We start from the raw sequence: 16977 nt of genomic DNA on the forward strand, positions 1-16977 counted from the left end.
TAACCGTTTTGCCCGGCCCTTGCGGACCGTCGGTATGCCGACAGGGCCCGCGGAGTACGACCCCACCCTGGGGAACAAGTTCGTCTTCGTCACCGGCGGCGTCATGTCCGGGCTCGGCAAGGGAATCACGGCCGCCTCGACCGGTCGCCTCCTCGCCAACGCCGGGTTCGACGTGACCGCCGTCAAGATCGACCCCTATCTCAACGTTGACGCGGGGACCATGAACCCGTACCAGCACGGCGAGGTGTACGTGCTGAAGGACGGTGGCGAGGTCGACCTGGACCTCGGGAACTACGAGCGCTTCCTGGACATCGACATGACCTTCGACCACAACGTCACGACCGGGAAGCTGTACAAGAACGTCATCGAGAAGGAGCGCGCCGGCGACTACCTGGGCAAGACCGTCCAGATCATCCCCCATATCACCGACGACATCAAGCGGCGCATCCGCGAGGCCGCCGCGGGCCACGACGTGTGTATCGTCGAGGTCGGCGGCACCGTCGGCGACATCGAGGGGATGCCCTATCTGGAGGCGCTGCGCCAGTTCGCCCACGAGGAAGCGGAGGAGGACATCCTGTTCACGCACGTCACGCTCGTCCCCTACTCGCAGACGGGCGAGCAGAAGACGAAGCCGACCCAGCACTCCGTGAAGGAGCTCCGCTCCATCGGCCTCCAGCCGGACGTCCTGGTCGGGCGCTGCGAGGACCGCCTGGAGAGCGACGTGAAGGAGAAGATCGCGCTGTTCTGCGACGTGCCGACCGACGCGGTGTTCTCGAACCCGGACGTGGCGGACATCTACCACGTCCCGCTGATGGTCGAGGAGGAGGGGCTGGACCAGTACGTGATGGAACGGCTCGGCCTGGCCGACGAGGCGCTGCCGAAGGCCGAGCGGGCCAACCGCTGGCGCGAGCTGGTCACCCGCGACACCTCGGGCACGGTCGAGATCGCGCTCGCCGGCAAGTACGACCTCGAGGACGCGTACATGAGCGTCCACGAGGCGCTGAAGCACGCCGGGCTGGAACACGGCGTCGACGTCGAGGTGCTCTGGGTCGACACGGAGGACATGGACGAGGCACACCGCGCCCGGCTGGAGCGGGCCGACGGGCTGATCGTCCCCGGCGGGTTCGGCGCCCGCGGGACGGACGGCAAGGTCGAGGCCATCCGCTACGCTCGCGAGCACGACCTCCCCTTCCTCGGGCTCTGTCTGGGCTTCCAGATGGCCGTCATCGACCAGGCGCGCAACGTCTGCGGGCTGGCCGGCGCCAACTCCACGGAGTTCGACGACGACACACCACACCCCGTCATCGACATCCTGCCCGAGCAGTACGAGGTGGAGGACATGGGCGGGACGATGCGGTTGGGCGCCCACGAGACGGATATCGAGCCCGGGACGCTGGCCGCGGCGCTCTACGACGGCGCCGACAGCTGCACGGAGCGGCATCGCCACCGCTACGAGGTCAACCCCGAGTACATCGAGCGGCTGGAGGAGAGCGGCCTGGTCTTCTCGGGCACCGCCGCCAACCGGATGGAGATCCTCGAACTGCCGCGCGAGGAGCACCCGTACTTCGTCGGGACACAGTTCCACCCCGAGTTCCGGTCGCGGCCGGGCCGGGCGTCGCCGCCGTTCGTCGGCCTGCTCGATGCCGCCGTCGCGCGGGGGGGCGCGCCGGACAGTCGCGAGGAGCGCGAGGGGGTGAGCGCCTGATGGTCGACGTCGACCAGTTCATCACGGACGCCGTCGCCGAGCTCGAGGCGGAGGTGGGCGACGACGACGCCATCATCGCGCTCTCGGGTGGCGTCGACTCCTCCACCGCCGCGGCGCTGGCCTACGAGGCCGTCGGCGACCAGCTCACGCCCGTCTACGTCGACACCGGGCTGATGCGGAAGGGCGAGACCGAGGAGATCCGCGAGACGTTCGCCTACATGGACTCGCTGCGCATCGTCGAGGCGGAGGACCGCTTCCTCGGCGCGCTGGAGGGGGTGACCGACCCCGAGGCCAAGCGCCACGCCATCGGCGAGCAGTTCATCCGCGAGTTCGAGACCGTCGCCCGCGAGGAGGGCGCCGACGTGCTCGTCCAGGGCACCATCTACCCGGACCGCATCGAGTCCGAGGGGACGATCAAGTCCCACCACAACGTCGGCGGGCTGCCCGACGCCGTCGACTTCGACCGCATCGTCGAGCCGATGCGGGACCTCTACAAGGACGAGGTCCGGGAGGTGGCCCGCGAACTCGGGCTGGACGCCATCATCTCCGAGCGGATGCCGTTCCCGGGCCCCGGCCTCGCCGTCCGCATCGTCGGCGAGGTGACCGCGGAGAAGGTCGAGGTCGCCCGCGAGGCGACCCACGTCGTCGAGGCGGAACTGGAGGAGTACGACCCCTGGCAGGCGTTCGCGGCCGTCCTCGGCCGCGCCACGGGCGTCAAGGGCGACAACCGCGTCCACGGCCACGTGGTCGCGGTCCGGTCGGTCGAGTCCCGCGACGGGATGACCGCCCGCGCCCAGGAGATCGACTGGGAGACGCTCCAGCGTATCCAGTCACGGGTCACCGGCCAGCTCGAGACCGTCTCGCGCGTCGTCTACGACGTGACGCACAAACCCCCGGCCACCATCGAGTATGAGTGAGGCCGTCATCGCCGGGACGGACCCGGAGGGGCTCGGGGAGGCACTCGTCGAGCAGGGCGTGAGCGTCAGGCGGGCGGCCGGCACGGCGGCCCGCGACGACCTGCAGGACGCCGCCATCGTCGACGCCGACCTGTTCGTCCTCACCGACGTCGGGCTGGCGACGGCCATCCCGCTCGCCCGCGAGCTGAACCCCGACGTGCGGGTCGTGGCCTACACCCCCGATTCGCTGCCGGAGTTCGTCGGCGGCCAGGAGGTCGTCGCGATGGACCCCGCGCTGCTGGGGCCCGAGGCCGTCGCCGAGGAGCTGTCGTAGGCAACATTACCCGCTATCGGTGACATTTGGGACCGTTCTGGCCCCGAACTGGCCGTGTTCTGGAAAATATCATAAATGCGTTTGGACTAGATAACCAGTCGATGTCGGACCGACTCACCAACCGACGGACGGTACTGAAGAGCATCGGCGCGGGAACGGCGGTCCTCGCAGGGGGCGTGGGCGTTGCGAGTGCGGCCCCGGGGGGCGAGGGAGGCCCGCCGAGCGAGGGCGACACCATCGTGGACGTCGCCTTCGAGGCGGAGGGGTTCGACGTGCTCGTGGCCGCCGTGCAGGAGGCCGGCCTCGTCGACACGCTCAGCGGCAACCGACAACTGACCGTGTTCGCGCCGACGGACGACGCCTTCGGAGAGCTGGGCGTCACGGCAGACAACGTTGGGGACGTGGACTTCGAGGCGGTGGTCGGCGCATCCCTGACCGAAATCCTCAGCTACCACGTGGCTCCCGGGCGTCGGGACGCCGAATCGGTAACCACCTCCGACGAGATTCCCACGCTGAACGGCGAACTCATCGACGTGGACGGCACCGATCTGAACGGAGACCAAGCGGACATCGTCGCCACGAACATCGAAGCGTCGAACGGAATCATCCACGCTATCGACGGTGTCCTGCTCCCCTGAGGACCGAACCGCCCAACCCTTGCGTCGGCGGGAAGTTTTACCACGGTGACGGACGTTCACACACCTGATGGAGGCGGTGCTCTGGCAGGTCCTCGCGGGGACGCGTGGCGGCCCCAACAGGGCCAGACTCCTCCGGGCGGTCGACGACCGGCCGCGGAACGCGAACCAGCTCGCGGAGGCGCTGGACCTCGACTACAAGACCATCGAGCACCATCTGGAGGTCCTCGAGGAGAACGACGTGGTGCGGTCGACCGACCAGCAGTACGGCGCCGTCTGGCTCCCGTCCCACCGGGCCCGGGACAACTGGGACACCGTCGAGCGCATCCTCGACCAGCTGGACGAGGTGGAGCCGGTCGAGGGGCTGGGGACGACAGGGGCCGAGACGGGAACGGACGCCGCGACCGACGGGGGCCCGGAGTGATACCATGACCGAGACCGACACGAACGCGACCGGCGACGAGGTGGGCGGCCGATGAGCCTGATGCTCGACGTGGCTCGCGTCGCCGCGGGCGTGAACCTGCTGTTGCTGGTGGCGCTGGGCGCGGTCTGGGGCCGGAACTACCTGCAGATCCGGTCGAAACACACCCTCGGGACGCTCGTCTTCGCCGGCTTCCTGTTCGCGGAGAACCTGCTCGCGCTCTACTACTACCTCACGGCCATCAGCCTTCCCCTGGCGGCGGTCCGGCCGATGATGTACCTGCAGGTGCTGGAGTTCGTCGGGATCGCGTTCCTGACCTACGTCACGCTCGACTGAGCCGGCGGCCGCCGGCAAATATTACAGGTGTTCGCGTGATTTATACTGTCCCGAAGAGTTACCATGCCACAAGCGATGCAGACCGCGACAACCGACCGGCCCGTCCGTGAACTGATGAGCACGCCGCTCGAGACCGTCGACCCCGACACGCCCGCCGACACCGTCGCGGCGATGTTGCGCCAGCGGGAGATCGGGTCGCTGGTCGTGACCGAGGGCGGCGCCGTCACGGGCATCGTGACGGAGTCGGACGTGGTCCGGAGCGTCGGCGCGGGGCACGACCCGACGCGGCTGACCGCGGCACGGCTGATGAGCGAGGACGTGACGACGGTCGCGCCGTCGGACACAGTGCAGACGGCCTGCGACCGGATGGCCGACGCCGGGGTGAAGCGGCTCCCGGTGGTCGACAGCGAGCCCGTCGGCATCGTCACGACGACCGACGTGGCCCACGAACTCGCCCAGAGCCTGGACGACGTGCTCGCGGCGTTCGACTGACGACGACGGCGCCGTCTCGGCGCGGGGCCACATCGGGTCGGCCCGCCGGCGGATGCGTGTTGCCAGTTCCCAGGGCGGCAGCCCGGGCGGCCTGACGACCGCGCCCATCACCTGTCGGGCCGGCGTCAGCGCGCTCGCGGCTCGCGACCGCCTCGACGGCGGCTACCGTGCCTCGATGCGCTGGCCGAGTTCGGCGAGGCGGACGGAGCCCGCCTCGACGAAGGGGACGCCGTGGCCCATCCCCAGCACGTCGACCGCGGGGGCGCGGTCCGCGAGGTCGTGGATCGACTCGCGGACGCTCTCCGTGTCGTATGAGATGAACCACGGGGAGGGCGCCAGCTCGCCCTCGTCCTCGACGACGAGGTCGCCGACGAACGCCGCGTCGAGCGCGTCGCTGACGTAGGCCGTGTGACCCGGCGTGTGGCCGGGGGTGTGGTAGGCGACGAAGCTGCCGGCCTCGTCGCCGTCGGCCATCAGTTCGGGGTCGGTCGCCGGCCGGTCGACGAACGGGTCGGTGAGTCGCTGGATCGCGCCCTTCAGCGTGAGCCCGGGCGGCTGCTCCTTGGCCATGAGGAAAGGGGCGTCCGCGGCGCCCATGTGGACGGTCGCGCCGGTCTCGGCCGCCAGCGACGCCAGCGAGCCGACGTGGTCGATGTCGTAGTGGGTGATCAGGATACGGCCGAGGTCGGCCACCTCGAACCCGGCCTCGCGGATGGCGGTTCGGACGGTCGCGCCGTGCCACGGGGTCCCCGTGTCGACCAGCGTCAGCACGTCGGCGTCGGCGAGGTATGCGTTCACCCCGCCACAGTCGATCTGCCAGACGGCCCCCCGGAGGTGTACGAGCATGCCGGCGGGTAGACGGGGGTTCGGTAAGGGTCTACCCATCACGGGCGGCGGGCCCTGCCGTCCCAGTCGGGCGGTCAGTCGGTCAGGTCGACCCGCAGTCGGCGGAACCCGCGGCGCACGCCGTGGTCGGTGACGCCGTGTCCCGCCGCGGCGAGGGCGTCCCGCAGCGACCGCTGGACGCGGTCCGGCCGGCGGCTGCCGACGCGGCATTTCAGCCCGCCGGAGGGCGAGACCCAGAACTCGCGGACCCCGTGCTCCTCGACGGCGGCGACGGCCGCCCGAACTGCCGCGGGGTCCACCCGGTCGGCACAGGTCGTCGGCACCGGGATGCCGGCGACCGGTGTCGTTTCGACGCCGTCCGGGAGCCCCGTCCGCCCCGGGCGGTCGCCGTCGGGCGAGTCAGTCACGTCGGATGTCGGGCCCGGACGGACATAAGCGTTCGACGCGGGCGGTCGCTCTCGGCCGGACCCGGCGCCGGGACCGGGGTCGGCGATGGGTCGACACGCCCCCGGAAACGGTTTGTCGGGGCCGCCCGAAGGCCCGATATGGGATTCACCAAGCATCTCGTCAACGGCGTCATCTCGACGGCTATCAGCGTCGCGATCACCGCGTACGGGACCGACGGCGACGAGTTGAGCACCGACGACCTGCTGCTGGCGGTCGCCCTCTCCGCGTTCCTCTCGGGCTTCTTCACGAGCTACTTCGCGGAGTGAGCGTCAGTCGAACCGGCCGAGGTTGCCGGTCGAACTGATGACCCAGGTGAACCCACCGGCCTCGTACCGGCCGCCTACCCGGTCACGCGGGCCTTCAGGAACCCTTTCAGCGTCTCGTACTTCGATGGGCGGCGGATCTCCCGCATCTCGGCCTCTGTCAGCTCGAAGTCGAAGACCACCATGTTCGCTTCGAGATGCTCGCGGCTCGTGGCCTTGGGGATGGTCGCGACCCCGTCCTGCTGGACGAGCCAGCGGAGCGCGACCTGCGCGGGCGTCTTCCCGTAGCGGCGGCCGATCCGCTCCAGCACCGCGTCGTCCAGCACGCCGCCGTGACCCAGCGGCGAGTACGCCGTCAGCAGCACGTCGTGGACCCGGCAGTAGGCGAGCAGCTCCCGCTGGTCCCAGAACGGGTGGTACTGCACCTGGTCGGTGAGGACGGGCGCATCGCTCAGTTCGCGGGCCTCGTCCAGCAGGTCGATATCGAAGTTGGAGACCCCGACGTGCCGGACCGTTCCGCGGTCGACGAGCTCGTTCATCGCACGGAGCGTCTCCCCGTGGCCCGGCGCCGACGAGAACGGGGTCGGCGGCGACCCCGGCGGCCGGCCGTTGGGCCAGTGGATCAACAGCAGGTCGAGATAGTCCGTGCCCAGGCGGGCGAGACTCTCCTCGGTCGTCCGGAGGACGTCGTCGTAGGAGCGCTCCGGCCCGAGCTTGGTGGTGAGGAAGACGTCATCCCGGGGGACGTCGCTCGCGGCCAGCGCGTCGCCGACCTGGCGCTCGTTCCGGTACACCTGCGCGGTGTCGATGTGGCGGTAGCCCAGCTCCAGTGCCGTCCCGACGGCCTCGCGGCAGTCGTCGCCGGTGAGTCGCCAGGTGCCCAGCCCCAGCCGCGGGAGCTCGACCCCCTGCACCGTGACGGTCCCGATGTCCGTGTCGGTCATGGCGGCGACTGGGGCCGGGCGCGGGGAATAGCTGCCGGCACGGGGAGGGCGAGGCCGGGAGTCGGGACCCGCCGGGTTTTAGCCGCCGGCGTGTCATCCCTCGCGTATGTTCGACCTGCTGGTGGTCGCGACGGACGGCTCGGAGAGCGGCGACCGCGCCGTCAGGACGGCGCTGGACGTCGCCCGCCGGTTCGATGCGTCCGTCCACGCGGTGTCGGTGGTCGATACCGACCGCGCGGGCGCCGCCCCCGCCGAGGAGGGGGAGGCGGGGTCGGAGCGCGCCGCGGCGGCCGCCCGGACCGTCGCCGAGCAGGCCCCCGGCGGGGTCGACGTGACGACCGAGGTCATCGAGGGGCGCCCCGCCGAGGCCATCGTCGCGTACGCCGAGACGGTCGAGGCCGACGGCGTGGCCCTGGGGACCCGCGGTCGCGGTGGTGCCGGCGGGTTCGTGCTCGGGAGCGTCGCGGAGACGGTCGTCCGGACCTGCGAGCGGCCCGTGCTGACCGTCCGCGGCGAGCGCGCCGGCCCGGACGGGACCGACGGCGCCGACGTCTCGGTCTGACCGGCCGCCCGGTGGCGCCACGCTTACGCCCGCCCGACGCCTGCAGTGGGTATGGTCGACCGACTCATGACGGTGAACGCGTACACCACCTTGGACCTGGTGGACGCGGTCGCCGAGGGCCACGAGTTCGAGGAGGAGGCGTACGCCACGCTGAACGTCACGTCGCCGCGCAAGAACCCTGACCACGTCTCCCTGCAGCTGGAGCTGGACAACACGCAGCTGACGGAGCTGCCGGCGCACGCCGAGACGGTGACACTCACGCCCGAACAGGCCCGGTCCATCGCCGCGGACTTGGAGGAGCACGCCGACACGGTCGAGGCCGCGCAGGCCGACGCCGAGGACTGACCCCGCCGGTCACTCCCGGGAGGGCTCGCGCCACGCCTCGCTCTCGGCGCGGGCGCGCCAGTCGCGCTGCTGGCGCTGCTCCGCGACGTGTCGCTTCCCGTCGGCGAGCGCCTCCCGGATGGCCGCCTCCGCCGCGACGATCTCCGCGAGGAACCCGTCCCGGCAGTCGTCGACGAGTTCGTACGTCCAGCGGTCGCCGACCGCGCCCGCCGGGAGGATGGCGTCCCGGAGGTGGGCGGCGAGTTCGTCGTGGCCGGCCGCCCGCAGCTGCTCGCGGGCGGCGTCGAACCGGTCCATCGCGCGCCCGAACTGGTGGTGTGCGGTCACGAGCGACCCGAAGCCACGATCCGCGTGCTCCAGCCCCAACCCGAGCAGGTGGAGCGCCTCGCGCTCGGCTGCCGTGAGCCCCGTGTCGGATGGCTGTTCGCTTCGTGCCATACGGTACCATTCCGCGTGCAGCGGTATAACGGCTCGCCCCGCTCGGTGGAGACCGGGATACGCCGGCCCTCGACGGCGTAGCGCCGCAACGGGCCGTATTATCCACCTTTTCGACGGGTTTCGGCACGATACCACCGATTGCCGAGAGATACGCGCTCCGGAGCGTCGAACCGCGCCGGACGCGCGGACCGGCCGCGGATGTGTCACGAACCGCGGACCGACGGAGGGAAGCGACCACGGGCCGTGAACGGAGTATGGAACTCCAGTTCCTCGGAGGCGCGGGCGAGGTCGGCCGGAGCGCCGTCCTCGTCGACGGGCGGCTCCTGCTGGACTACGGCATGAAGACGGACACCCCGCCCGCGTTCCCCGTGGGGTCGGTCGACCCGGAGGCCGTCGTCGTCTCGCACGGCCATCTCGACCACGCGGGCGCGGTCCCGGCGCTGCTGTCGGGTCGCGACCGCCCGCCCATCCACTGGACGCCGCCGACCCGGGAGCTGGCGCTGACGCTCGCGCGGGACACGCTCAAACTCCACGGCGGGAGCCACCGCTGCCCGTTCACCGAACCCGACCTGAAGCGGGTCGGCGAGGTGGAGGTCCCGCACGGCTACGGGGAGCCGTTCGAGGCCGCCGGTTACGAGGTCACCTTCTTCGACGCCGGCCACATCCCCGGGAGCGCGCACGTGCTGGTCGACGACGGCGAGACGCGGCTGCTGTACACCGGCGACTTCCACGTCGCGACCGGCGACCCCGCCCGGCGGGGCGGGCGGTCGCGGCGCACGGACGGTGACGGGAACCCGCTGCGCGGCCAGCGGCTGGTCGCCGGGACCACGGCCCGGCCGGACGCCGACGTCGTCGTCTGCGAGTCGACCTACTCCGACGTGGCCCACGAGCCCCGGGGCGCGGTCGAGCGGCGGTTCGCCGAGAGCGTCCGGACGACGCTCCACGAGGGCGGCACCGTCGTCGTCCCGGCCTTCGCCATCGGCCGGACCCAGGAGCTGCTGCTCGTCTGCGAGGCCCACGACATCCCCTGCTACGTCGACGGGATGGGTCAGGAGGTGACCCGGATGCTGCGGGGCTACCCCGACTACGTCCGGGACGCCGACGCGCTCCGGCGGGCCAAGTCCCACGCCCGGTTCGTGGGCGGCCGGGACGGACAGCGCGAGCGCATCGCCGACCAGAACGTCGCCATCGTCACCACCAGCGGGATGCTCTCGGGCGGGCCCGCCATGTCGTACATCCCGGCCATCCGGCGCAACCCGACGAACAAGATCACCATGACGGGCTACCAGGTCGAGGGGACGCCCGGCCGGGACCTGCTGGAGACCGGCAGCGCCGAGATCGACGGCCGCGTGATGCCGGTCGCCGCACGGACCGAGCAGTACGACTTCTCCGCCCACGCCGACCGGGAGGGGCTGCTCGAATTCCTAGGGGAGTACCGGGGGGATCGCGTCCTTATCAACCACGGCGACCGCTGTGCGGCGTTCGCCGAGGAACTCCGGGCCGACGGGTACGAGGCGACCGCGCCCGAACTCGGCGAGACGGTGACCGTCTGAGTGGCCGCCGAGGCGGTTCCGTGTCGACTCAGGTGTGTCGCTCGATGAGTTCCCGAAGGTCGCGCTCGATGCCGCCGGCGTCCGCGGTCGTCACGGTGAACGAGGCCTTGCGCTCGTCCGTGTCGGCCATCTCGGAGAGCAGGCCGCCCCGGCGGTCGACCTCGACCCGGACAGTCAGCCGGTCGGGCCCGGGATCGAAGATGAGTTCGAGTTCGTCGAGGTCACCCCGAAACGGGCCGCCGCTCGGTCGGAACTCGAACTCCTGGACGAAGCGGTTGCTGCCCCATCCCGGCACTTCCTCGTTCTTCGCCGTATGGAGCGAGCAGCCGAGCGACTCCGCGGCGTCGAAAACCGCCTGCATCCGGTCGGTCGGCTGGACATCGAGGTAGTCCTTGTCCTCCGGGTCGACACCGGTCACGTCGAGTTCCGTCTCCAGCCACACGTCCACGCCACCCATCGTCAGCGGCGTCCCCCACGGGATCTCGACGGCCGTATCGATGGTCCGTGACCCGTCCGGTTCGACGGTGAACCCGTCGGTCAGGCGGGCCGTGTCGACGGTCCCCTCCCGGCGACCGTCCTCGGTGTGGTAGTACGTCTCGAACTCCAGGTCGATGTGGCGGACCTCCTGCTCGGCGTTGCCCCCCTCGACCCGGACTTCCGCGTCGACCGTCTCCCCCGGTCGAACCGTCTCGGAGGCGAGCACGGTGTCCACGGTCGCGTTGCCGATGCCGACTGTCGCGAGGACCTTCTTCATGACCACGTGAACCTGTGATCGCCTTCATGAAGTGTTTTACCCTCCCTCAGGATTGGTTATTTATCGCTGTATCTGGTTCAAAAAACCTGAACTTATCGAACCATCTATCTCTTTCGTCGATAATCCGGGCAATAGAATCCGAATGCAGTCAGTCGGTGCTTGGGTCATCCATCGCGAACCGTGCCTACGAACGATTCGACCGCTGCTGGAGACGAACTCCGAGGAGGTTCGGGCTGGAGCCCCATCCCCGCCGAACCCGAGTCCGATGGAAGTCGTCTACCGCACCGCCGTCTCCCTCGATGGAGCCAGCTGACGTGAGGCGTCCGACCCCGTAGCACCCTCAAGCGAGTGTCGGGCCGGTCCTCGGCCGCCCGATCGAGCGAGACGGCGGCTTTTGAACGTTTTTTCGGCAAGCGGATTGTGACCGCAGGCCGCAATCTATTCGCCGGTGGCGTAGCCGCTAGCCGGTTGCCACAGACGGCCGGCCACAGGCCGGGCGATAAGCCGACCCGCCGCCGAAAAGAGCTCGCGCTAGAAGGTGTGCTCGTCGCCCTCTTCGCTCATGTCCGCCGGGTCCTCGGCGGTGTCCCACATCTCGGAGGCGTACTCGTCGGCGAGGCCGACCTCGGCGTCGTCCTCCTCGATGTTGTACGCGTCGAGTCCCATCCCGATGAGTTCCTCGTAGGCCTCGCCCTCGGAGATGAACTCGCTCTCGGCGATTCGCTGGAACCGCGCGTACAGGTCGTCCGGCAGCTGCACTTCGAAAGTTGGCATTATGTCCCTGTACGGTACCCCCCCATTTCAGGCTTCGGCCCGCGACTGATGTCCGGGTCACTCCCCGTCCGGCGAGCCGTCCTCGTCCCCGGTCGTCGCCGCGCCCGCGTCGGTCTCGTACCGGCGGACCTGGAACTCCGCGAACCCGCCGGTCGGGTCCCGCCGGCCGAAGGCCAGCTCCAGTGCCCCCAGCCACCAGTTCCATTTCGACGCGAGTCCGTCGTCCGGGGCGTCCCGGAGGTTCTCGGCGACGACCTCGGGCGTGAGGTCGTGCTCGGCCACCTCCCGGTAGCGGCCGGTCACCGCGAGGTCGGCGGCCATGCGTGCTACCGCGCGTCGCTCGCCGGCGGCCGCGTCGAACGACGCGGCGAGCGCCTCCTCGAAGTCGTCTGGGTCCACGGGCGCCTTTCGCCCGCCCCGGACTTAACGGCTCGTCGCTCGCGGACGGCCGTGTTCGGGGCGGAGGCCGGCTTCATGTCGCTGACCGGGGGTGTGTTGGGTGTCCGGCCGTGCTCCGGCTCACTCGCCCGTCGTCCCGTCCTCCGCTCCGTGGTCGCCGACCGCCTCGTCGGGACCCAGCAGCGTCGTCCGCACGTCCTCGGGGAGCGGCGCGAGCGCGCTCTCGGGCCAGTCCCAGTGGGCGAGCGTGAACGCGACCTCCGGATTGGCCTCGGCGAGCGCGGTCACGCCGCGGGCGGCGGCCCGCTGTGCCGCGTGGTCCGTCCGCTGGGGGACCTCGGCGGTGAGCGGGTAGGTCTCAGAGAGTGCCCGCGGGAACGGGCCAAAGGGCGGCACGACGCGCCAGGTCTCGTCGTAGGAGTCGTTGGTGTCACCCTCCGAGAGCAGCACCTCCTCGCCCTCGACCGGGAGCGCGGCGAGCCGCTCGTGGTGGCGCCGGACCTCCGGCCGGCGGGCGCTCTCGGCCGATAGATGGAAGAAGGCGTCCTTGCCGGCCGCGTCGGTCCGTTCGAGGGCGTCCGCGTGGTCCAGGAGCGCGCGATAGCCGTCCAGCACGGTCGGGTGCGAGCGGGCACGGGCCTCGACCAGCTCGAGGAGGTCGCCCGTCCGGATGGCCTGCCGGACCCGGCGGACCTCGGCGAAGGAGACGTGCAGGTTGTGCTCCGCGAGCTGGCGCTCCCGGGCCGTCTCGTCGAGCGCCTGCAGCCCCTCGGCCCCGTGTTCGGCACAGACCGGACACGGGCAGGGCAGGTGGTCGAGGTCGGCCAGGTGCTCCGTCCCGCGGACCGTGAGATAGCGGTCGTCGCGGGCGTACAGCGCGTACGCGGCCGAGTCGAACAGGTCACAACCCGCCGCGGCCGCGAGCGCGAACGTCATCGGGTGGCCGGCGCCGAACAGGTGGACCGGCGCCGCCGGCCCGAGCCCGCGTTTCGCCGCCAGCGACGCCTCGACGGCCTCGGCGTAGCGGTAGTCGTTCAGCAGCGGGACGACCGCCCCGACCGGGAACACGTCGGCGCCGGTCGCGCGAGCGTCGGCGCCGGCCCGCTCGCGCAGATCCGGGTACGTCGAGCCCTGGACGGGCGCGTTCAACAGCATCTCGCCCAGCTCGAGGTCGGTCGCGAGTTCGATGCGCTCCTGGGTCGTCGCCAGCTCCGCGGCGGCCCGCTCCCGGTCGGCCTCGGGCGGCGTCGGGATGTCGACCGGCGTCCCGATATCCGAGCCGATGTCGTACTGGAACCGCAGGATCTCGCGGGTGTCGATGGCCACCTCGTCGTCGCCGTAGACCGAGAGCTGGAACGAGCCCGAGTCCGTGACGATGGCGCCGTCGAAGTCGTAGAGTTCGTGTAGCCCCTCCTCGAGCGCCCGCTCGCGGTAGTCCTCGCTCTCGTAGAGGATGTAGCCGTTCGTGATGAGCAGCTGCGCGCCCAGGTCCGCCATCCGGGCCGGCGCGACGGTCCGGATATGCGGGTTGACGACGGGCATCAGCGCCGGCGTCTCCACCGTGACGCCGGCCCGGGGCACGTCGAGACTCCCGAGACGGCCCGCCCCGTCCCACCGGCGGACCTCGAAAACGTCGGTCATTAGTCCGTCTGTGGCGGGCGCGGCGGTAAGGGTTGCGTGTCGCCGTGTGCCCGGCTATCGCTCCGTCTCCACGCCCCCGTCGGCCTCGGGGTCCAGCGCCCGGAACGCGTCGAGGATGACCTGCTTCGTGACCGCACCCCGCGTCGTCCAGTGGTGGGCGTAGTCCAGCATGTCGTCGTAGATGTCGGGCTTGCAGCCCGCCGCTTTCGGGTGGCCGCCGCCGTTGACCTGGCCGGCGACCTCGTGGCAGCGCTCGAACTCGTCGGTGCCGCGGATGCTGGCCGAGCCGGAGGGCTTGACGACGACGGAGGCGTCGGCGCCCCGCTCGCGGAACGCCTCGGCGACCTCGTTCTGCGAGCAGCGGCCGTAGGTGACGCCGACGGTCCAGCCGTTGACCTCGACGACCCGGCCGCGCTCGACGGCCTGCTCGATGAGCGCCTCCTTCTCGACGCGGCGCTCGGCGAGGGACGCCTCCACCTCGGCGGGCAGGTCGGCGCCGTGCTCCCGGACCGTCTCGACGTACGCCTCGGGGTCGCTCCAGTAGGCGTAGTCCGCGAGGTCGTCGCTCCGGGGGTCCTCCCGGAGCCAGAGGTCGTGGTCCCGGGTGACGGCGGCGAGTTCGGCGAACCGCTCCGCGTCGACCCCGAGTTCCTCGAGCGCCACGTCCGCCGAACACACCTCGTCGGAGGGGCCGACGACGAGGTCGACACCGGCCTCGCGGACGAGCCCCGCGAGGTCGTCGTTCCACTGGTGGTGGTCGAACCAGCTGACCTCGTGGGTCGCGGCGACGTCGCCCAGCGGCGCGATGTCGGCCTCGCCGTCGGGACAGAGGTCACAGACCACGACCCGGGCCTCGGGGTCGGCGAACTCGGCGACGTGAGCCAGCGCGTCGGCGATCTCGTGCGGGCCGGCCGGCAGCAGGGCGGCCGAGCCGAACGCCTCGCGGCAGAGCGCAACACAGGCCAGCCCGTCCGCGTCCGGGTCCGCGATGACGATGGTGGTGGCGCCGACGATGGCCTCGCGGGCCTCGGCCGTCTCGCGGGCCTCGTCGACGGAGTCGGGGATGAAGAACCCCTCGCCCGGCAGGACCGATTTCCGCGAGAGCGAGAGATCGTCGTCGTCGATGAGCGCGTCGTCCATACCGTCGTGAGGGGGCCGAGCGGTATCAAACGGGCGGTTCCCGCTGGACGGTCCGGCGGGTGGACGGGGCGGGGAGCGCCCGGTCGCGGCGGCCACCGGCACGCCCGACGATTTACGGCCGCCCGGAGCGTGTTCCGGGTATGCACCACGTCGCCGACGAGGACCGGCGGGCCGTCGAGGCCGTCCCGGGGGTCCATCTCACGCAGCTCGCGGCCGGCGAGGAGATGAGTGTCCAGCGGTTCCGCATCGAACCGGGGGCCGAGGTCCCCGAGCACGACCACCACCACGAGCAGACCGGCTACGTCGTCAGCGGGACGCTGACGTTCACCGTCGGCGGGGAGACGTACGCCGTCGGGCCGGGTGACTCGTACGCCATCCCGGGGGCGGAACCCCACAGCGCCGTCAACGACGGCGACGAGCCGGTCGTGGGGGTCGACACGTTCGCGCCGCCGCGGCCGGATCCGGACTGGGCGCCCGACGGCGAGACGAACGCGGACTGACCGTGGCGGCACGGAGCGGCCAGCCGGTCGCGGCTCTCGCGGTCGCCGGCTGCCTGTTGCTCGCCGGCTGCAGCGTCGGGCTCCCGTCGGGGGAGTCCACCGCCACGTCGACACTGACGCCCGTTCCGGTCCCCGAGGAGCAGGGGGCGGGCGCGACCGGCGAGGCCGAGATCGCCCCGCCGCGCCCGGTGGACGGGGACCGCATCATGCCGGGCCTCCGGACGGAGGGGGTGGCCGACCCGGCGGCGCTGGCGGGGCTCCACGGCCGGCACCTGGCCGACCGGCCGTACACCCGGGCCGACAGCCGGACGGTCGTCGACGCGAACGGCACTCTCCGGGCGACCCGGACGGACCTGCTGGTGGCGGCCGGCGGGGTCCCGTTCCTGGCCGAGCGGAGCGCCGTCTCCACGCCCCGCTACGACGTCACGTCGGCGTTCTCGGAGGCGACGGTCTACCACGACGGCGGCCGCGCCTACTACCGGGCCGTGGAGGACGAGGTGAACTACGGGACCGACACCATCCCGCCCGGGGAGGTGGTCCCGGATCGGACCGGCCGGGCGGCGGTACGTGAACTGCTCTCCGCGTTCGAATGGGAGGTCCGCCGTGTCGAGATCAGCGGCCAGCCCCACTACCGGCTGGAGTCGACGGCGTTCGTCGACCCGGAACCGCTCGACGACGCCGTCCTGCTCTCCGACCCGCGGAACGCCACGGCCCGACTTCTCGTGGCGGCCGACGGCCGGGTCGACCGCTACCGGCTGGAGTACGAGACCACCTACGACGACCGGACGGTCGGCGTCACGGAGACGGCGCGCTGGTCGAACGTCGGCGAGACGACCGTGCCGCCCCCGAACTGGATCGGTCGGGCACGCAACGCGACGCGGCAGTCGGTGGACTCGCGCTCCGGTGGTCCCGCTGAATCTCCGGAACCACGGCCCCCTGGGGACTAACAGGGTAGTATTGAGACGACCATACCACAATTACGAGCCCTCAAACCGTTCACGGTGTCACGTGGAATCATGAGCCGAACGAGCGACGCTTCCGCGAGCGACGAGCGTGTCCACGAGCAGTACGTGCTCGACGTCTCCATCATCCGCACCCGGCCGGAGGGGAGCGAGAAACCGCAGTACCGGTTCGAGGCGCCCGACCACGTCCCGGTGACGTTCTCGGACCCGGAAATGGCGACGCTGTACGCCGATGTCTACTTCGCAGTCAACGGGTTCGTCGAGGAGGGGACCGGGACCAGAGGAATCCCCCCGGAGGTGGTCCAGGCCGGCAAGCACGCCATGGCGGCGTATCTGGTGACACAGATGTCCCTGTTCTGGGTGTCCTCGTTCTACGGCACGGAGCCGACCCGGATCGAGCGGTACATCGGGCAGGTGCGCGAGCAGGCTGCTTCGATCCGCGCTCAGGCGGGGTAGTCCCGCACTCCGCGCCTCGTCGTCCGACCCTCCCGCCCCGGGGCGGGAGCGACCGCCCGTACCGACCCGTCCCCCAGCATCGAGCACGGAGCCGATACCGCTCCGGTCCTGTACGAACCTATATACTGCTTCTT

Annotated in this window: 22 protein-coding genes and 1 pseudogene; 14 read left to right on the top strand and 9 right to left on the bottom strand. The window is 71.1% G+C overall.

Annotated elements, in window-relative coordinates; translation table 11 throughout:
* Positions 1 to 34: 34 nt before the first annotated feature.
* The 7 genes and pseudogenes from DP107_RS10790 (at position 35) to DP107_RS10820 (ending at position 4819) form a co-directional block, all read left to right on the top strand.
* A complete protein-coding gene (locus tag DP107_RS10790) occupies positions 35 to 1705 on the top strand; it encodes a CTP synthase (protein ID WP_144262177.1) in 1671 nt (556 codons plus the stop codon).
* Positions 1705 to 2622, top strand: a complete 918-nt coding sequence (guaA, locus tag DP107_RS10795; protein ID WP_144262178.1) for a glutamine-hydrolyzing GMP synthase — start codon at positions 1705 to 1707, stop codon at positions 2620 to 2622. Before DP107_RS10790 ends, guaA begins: the two co-directional genes overlap by 1 nt.
* Entirely contained in the window at positions 2615 to 2935 is a 321-nt protein-coding gene (locus tag DP107_RS10800) for a DUF7126 family protein (protein ID WP_144262179.1), read from the top strand. The genes guaA and DP107_RS10800 overlap by 8 nt, the downstream gene beginning before the upstream one ends.
* Before the next feature lie 101 nt (positions 2936 to 3036).
* A complete protein-coding gene (locus DP107_RS10805) occupies positions 3037 to 3573 on the top strand; it encodes a fasciclin domain-containing protein (RefSeq protein WP_144262180.1) in 537 nt (178 codons plus the stop codon).
* 67 nt (positions 3574 to 3640) lie between these two features.
* Positions 3641 to 3913, top strand: a pseudogene (locus DP107_RS10810) (ArsR/SmtB family transcription factor); the annotation flags it as partial.
* A 132-nt stretch (positions 3914 to 4045) separates the two neighbouring features.
* Positions 4046 to 4327 carry a hypothetical protein gene (locus tag DP107_RS10815; protein ID WP_144262182.1) on the top strand — a complete coding sequence of 94 codons (282 nt, stop codon included), beginning with the start codon at positions 4046 to 4048 and terminating at the stop codon, positions 4325 to 4327.
* A gap of 75 nt (positions 4328 to 4402) precedes the next feature.
* Positions 4403 to 4819 (top strand): CBS domain-containing protein, encoded by a 417-nt coding sequence (locus DP107_RS10820; protein WP_144262183.1) that lies wholly within the window; start codon positions 4403 to 4405, stop codon positions 4817 to 4819.
* 162 nt (positions 4820 to 4981) lie between these two features.
* Here the strand turns inward: DP107_RS10820 and DP107_RS10825 are convergent, their stop codons facing one another.
* Positions 4982 to 5665 carry an MBL fold metallo-hydrolase gene (locus DP107_RS10825; protein ID WP_144262184.1) on the bottom strand — a complete coding sequence of 228 codons (684 nt, stop codon included), beginning with the start codon at positions 5663 to 5665 and terminating at the stop codon, positions 4982 to 4984.
* A gap of 74 nt (positions 5666 to 5739) precedes the next feature.
* A complete protein-coding gene (locus tag DP107_RS10830) occupies positions 5740 to 6072 on the bottom strand; it encodes a hypothetical protein (RefSeq protein WP_144262185.1) in 333 nt (110 codons plus the stop codon).
* 138 nt (positions 6073 to 6210) lie between these two features.
* Here DP107_RS10830 and DP107_RS20040 point away from each other — a divergent pair, with 138 nt between their 5' ends.
* Complete coding sequence (locus DP107_RS20040; RefSeq protein WP_185977270.1) at positions 6211 to 6378, top strand: hypothetical protein; 168 nt, start codon at positions 6211 to 6213, stop codon at positions 6376 to 6378.
* A gap of 74 nt (positions 6379 to 6452) precedes the next feature.
* Here DP107_RS20040 and DP107_RS10835 read toward each other — a convergent pair whose 3' ends face one another.
* Positions 6453 to 7319 (bottom strand): aldo/keto reductase, encoded by an 867-nt coding sequence (locus DP107_RS10835; protein ID WP_394348540.1) that lies wholly within the window; start codon positions 7317 to 7319, stop codon positions 6453 to 6455.
* 106 nt (positions 7320 to 7425) lie between these two features.
* Here DP107_RS10835 and DP107_RS10840 point away from each other — a divergent pair, with 106 nt between their 5' ends.
* Together DP107_RS10840 and DP107_RS10845 are read left to right on the top strand one after the other, a co-directional pair.
* Positions 7426 to 7881: a universal stress protein gene (locus tag DP107_RS10840; RefSeq protein ID WP_144262186.1), complete on the top strand. Its 456-nt coding sequence runs from the start codon at positions 7426 to 7428 to the stop codon at positions 7879 to 7881.
* Between the two features lie 51 nt (positions 7882 to 7932).
* Positions 7933 to 8226, top strand: coding sequence for a DUF6360 family protein (locus tag DP107_RS10845; protein WP_144262187.1), 294 nt, complete (start codon positions 7933 to 7935; stop codon positions 8224 to 8226).
* Positions 8227 to 8235: 9 nt separating this feature from the next.
* Here DP107_RS10845 and DP107_RS10850 read toward each other — a convergent pair whose 3' ends face one another.
* On the bottom strand, positions 8236 to 8664 hold the full coding sequence (locus tag DP107_RS10850; protein WP_144262188.1) for a hypothetical protein: 429 nt from the start codon (positions 8662 to 8664) through the stop codon (positions 8236 to 8238).
* A 254-nt stretch (positions 8665 to 8918) separates the two neighbouring features.
* On the opposite strand from DP107_RS10850, the gene DP107_RS10855 reads away from it, so the two are divergent.
* On the top strand, positions 8919 to 10217 hold the full coding sequence (locus tag DP107_RS10855; protein WP_144262189.1) for an MBL fold metallo-hydrolase: 1299 nt from the start codon (positions 8919 to 8921) through the stop codon (positions 10215 to 10217).
* A 28-nt stretch (positions 10218 to 10245) separates the two neighbouring features.
* Here the strand turns inward: DP107_RS10855 and DP107_RS10860 are convergent, their stop codons facing one another.
* From DP107_RS10860 to DP107_RS10880, 5 genes are all read right to left on the bottom strand, one after another.
* The gene (locus DP107_RS10860; protein WP_144262190.1) at positions 10246 to 10971 is read right to left on the bottom strand and encodes a sporulation protein; all 726 of its coding nucleotides are present in this window, start codon (positions 10969 to 10971) and stop codon (positions 10246 to 10248) included.
* Positions 10972 to 11502: 531 nt separating this feature from the next.
* Entirely contained in the window at positions 11503 to 11745 is a 243-nt protein-coding gene (locus DP107_RS10865; protein ID WP_144262191.1) for a hypothetical protein, read from the bottom strand.
* Positions 11746 to 11802: 57 nt separating this feature from the next.
* Complete coding sequence (locus tag DP107_RS10870; protein ID WP_144262192.1) at positions 11803 to 12144, bottom strand: hypothetical protein; 342 nt, start codon at positions 12142 to 12144, stop codon at positions 11803 to 11805.
* A 120-nt stretch (positions 12145 to 12264) separates the two neighbouring features.
* A complete protein-coding gene (tgtA, locus tag DP107_RS10875; RefSeq protein WP_144262193.1) occupies positions 12265 to 13785 on the bottom strand; it encodes a tRNA guanosine(15) transglycosylase TgtA in 1521 nt (506 codons plus the stop codon).
* A gap of 54 nt (positions 13786 to 13839) precedes the next feature.
* Positions 13840 to 14925 (bottom strand): DHH family phosphoesterase, encoded by a 1086-nt coding sequence (locus DP107_RS10880; protein ID WP_144262194.1) that lies wholly within the window; start codon positions 14923 to 14925, stop codon positions 13840 to 13842.
* 140 nt (positions 14926 to 15065) lie between these two features.
* Here DP107_RS10880 and DP107_RS10885 point away from each other — a divergent pair, with 140 nt between their 5' ends.
* The 3 genes from DP107_RS10885 to DP107_RS10895 all read left to right on the top strand — a co-directional run bounded on the left by DP107_RS10885 (position 15066) and on the right by DP107_RS10895 (position 16843).
* On the top strand, positions 15066 to 15425 hold the full coding sequence (locus DP107_RS10885) for a cupin domain-containing protein (protein ID WP_144262195.1): 360 nt from the start codon (positions 15066 to 15068) through the stop codon (positions 15423 to 15425).
* A gap of 2 nt (positions 15426 to 15427) precedes the next feature.
* A complete protein-coding gene (locus DP107_RS10890) occupies positions 15428 to 16372 on the top strand; it encodes a hypothetical protein (RefSeq protein WP_144262196.1) in 945 nt (314 codons plus the stop codon).
* 69 nt (positions 16373 to 16441) lie between these two features.
* The gene (locus DP107_RS10895; protein ID WP_144262197.1) at positions 16442 to 16843 is read left to right on the top strand and encodes a hypothetical protein; all 402 of its coding nucleotides are present in this window, start codon (positions 16442 to 16444) and stop codon (positions 16841 to 16843) included.
* The last annotated feature ends 134 nt before the right edge of the window (positions 16844 to 16977 follow it).

This window comes from Haloglomus irregulare (assembly GCF_007421925.1).
Classification (GTDB): Archaea; Halobacteriota; Halobacteria; order Halobacteriales; family Haloarculaceae; genus Haloglomus; species Haloglomus irregulare.

Coding starts and splice junctions, on each gene's coding strand:
- DP107_RS10790 (WP_144262177.1), top strand. CDS start 35: ATGCCGACAGGGCCCGCGGAGTACGACCCCACCCTGGGGAACAAGTTC.
- guaA (WP_144262178.1), top strand. CDS start 1,705: ATGGTCGACGTCGACCAGTTCATCACGGACGCCGTCGCCGAGCTCGAG.
- DP107_RS10800 (WP_144262179.1), top strand. CDS start 2,615: ATGAGTGAGGCCGTCATCGCCGGGACGGACCCGGAGGGGCTCGGGGAG.
- DP107_RS10805 (WP_144262180.1), top strand. CDS start 3,037: ATGTCGGACCGACTCACCAACCGACGGACGGTACTGAAGAGCATCGGC.
- DP107_RS10815 (WP_144262182.1), top strand. CDS start 4,046: ATGAGCCTGATGCTCGACGTGGCTCGCGTCGCCGCGGGCGTGAACCTG.
- DP107_RS10820 (WP_144262183.1), top strand. CDS start 4,403: ATGCAGACCGCGACAACCGACCGGCCCGTCCGTGAACTGATGAGCACG.
- DP107_RS10825 (WP_144262184.1), bottom strand. CDS start 5,665: ATGCTCGTACACCTCCGGGGGGCCGTCTGGCAGATCGACTGTGGCGGG.
- DP107_RS20040 (WP_185977270.1), top strand. CDS start 6,211: ATGGGATTCACCAAGCATCTCGTCAACGGCGTCATCTCGACGGCTATC.
- DP107_RS10835 (WP_394348540.1), bottom strand. CDS start 7,319: ATGACCGACACGGACATCGGGACCGTCACGGTGCAGGGGGTCGAGCTC.
- DP107_RS10840 (WP_144262186.1), top strand. CDS start 7,426: ATGTTCGACCTGCTGGTGGTCGCGACGGACGGCTCGGAGAGCGGCGAC.
- DP107_RS10845 (WP_144262187.1), top strand. CDS start 7,933: ATGGTCGACCGACTCATGACGGTGAACGCGTACACCACCTTGGACCTG.
- DP107_RS10850 (WP_144262188.1), bottom strand. CDS start 8,664: ATGGCACGAAGCGAACAGCCATCCGACACGGGGCTCACGGCAGCCGAG.
- DP107_RS10855 (WP_144262189.1), top strand. CDS start 8,919: ATGGAACTCCAGTTCCTCGGAGGCGCGGGCGAGGTCGGCCGGAGCGCC.
- DP107_RS10860 (WP_144262190.1), bottom strand. CDS start 10,971: ATGAAGAAGGTCCTCGCGACAGTCGGCATCGGCAACGCGACCGTGGAC.
- DP107_RS10865 (WP_144262191.1), bottom strand. CDS start 11,745: ATGCCAACTTTCGAAGTGCAGCTGCCGGACGACCTGTACGCGCGGTTC.
- tgtA (WP_144262193.1), bottom strand. CDS start 13,785: ATGACCGACGTTTTCGAGGTCCGCCGGTGGGACGGGGCGGGCCGTCTC.
- DP107_RS10880 (WP_144262194.1), bottom strand. CDS start 14,925: ATGGACGACGCGCTCATCGACGACGACGATCTCTCGCTCTCGCGGAAA.
- DP107_RS10885 (WP_144262195.1), top strand. CDS start 15,066: ATGCACCACGTCGCCGACGAGGACCGGCGGGCCGTCGAGGCCGTCCCG.
- DP107_RS10895 (WP_144262197.1), top strand. CDS start 16,442: ATGAGCCGAACGAGCGACGCTTCCGCGAGCGACGAGCGTGTCCACGAG.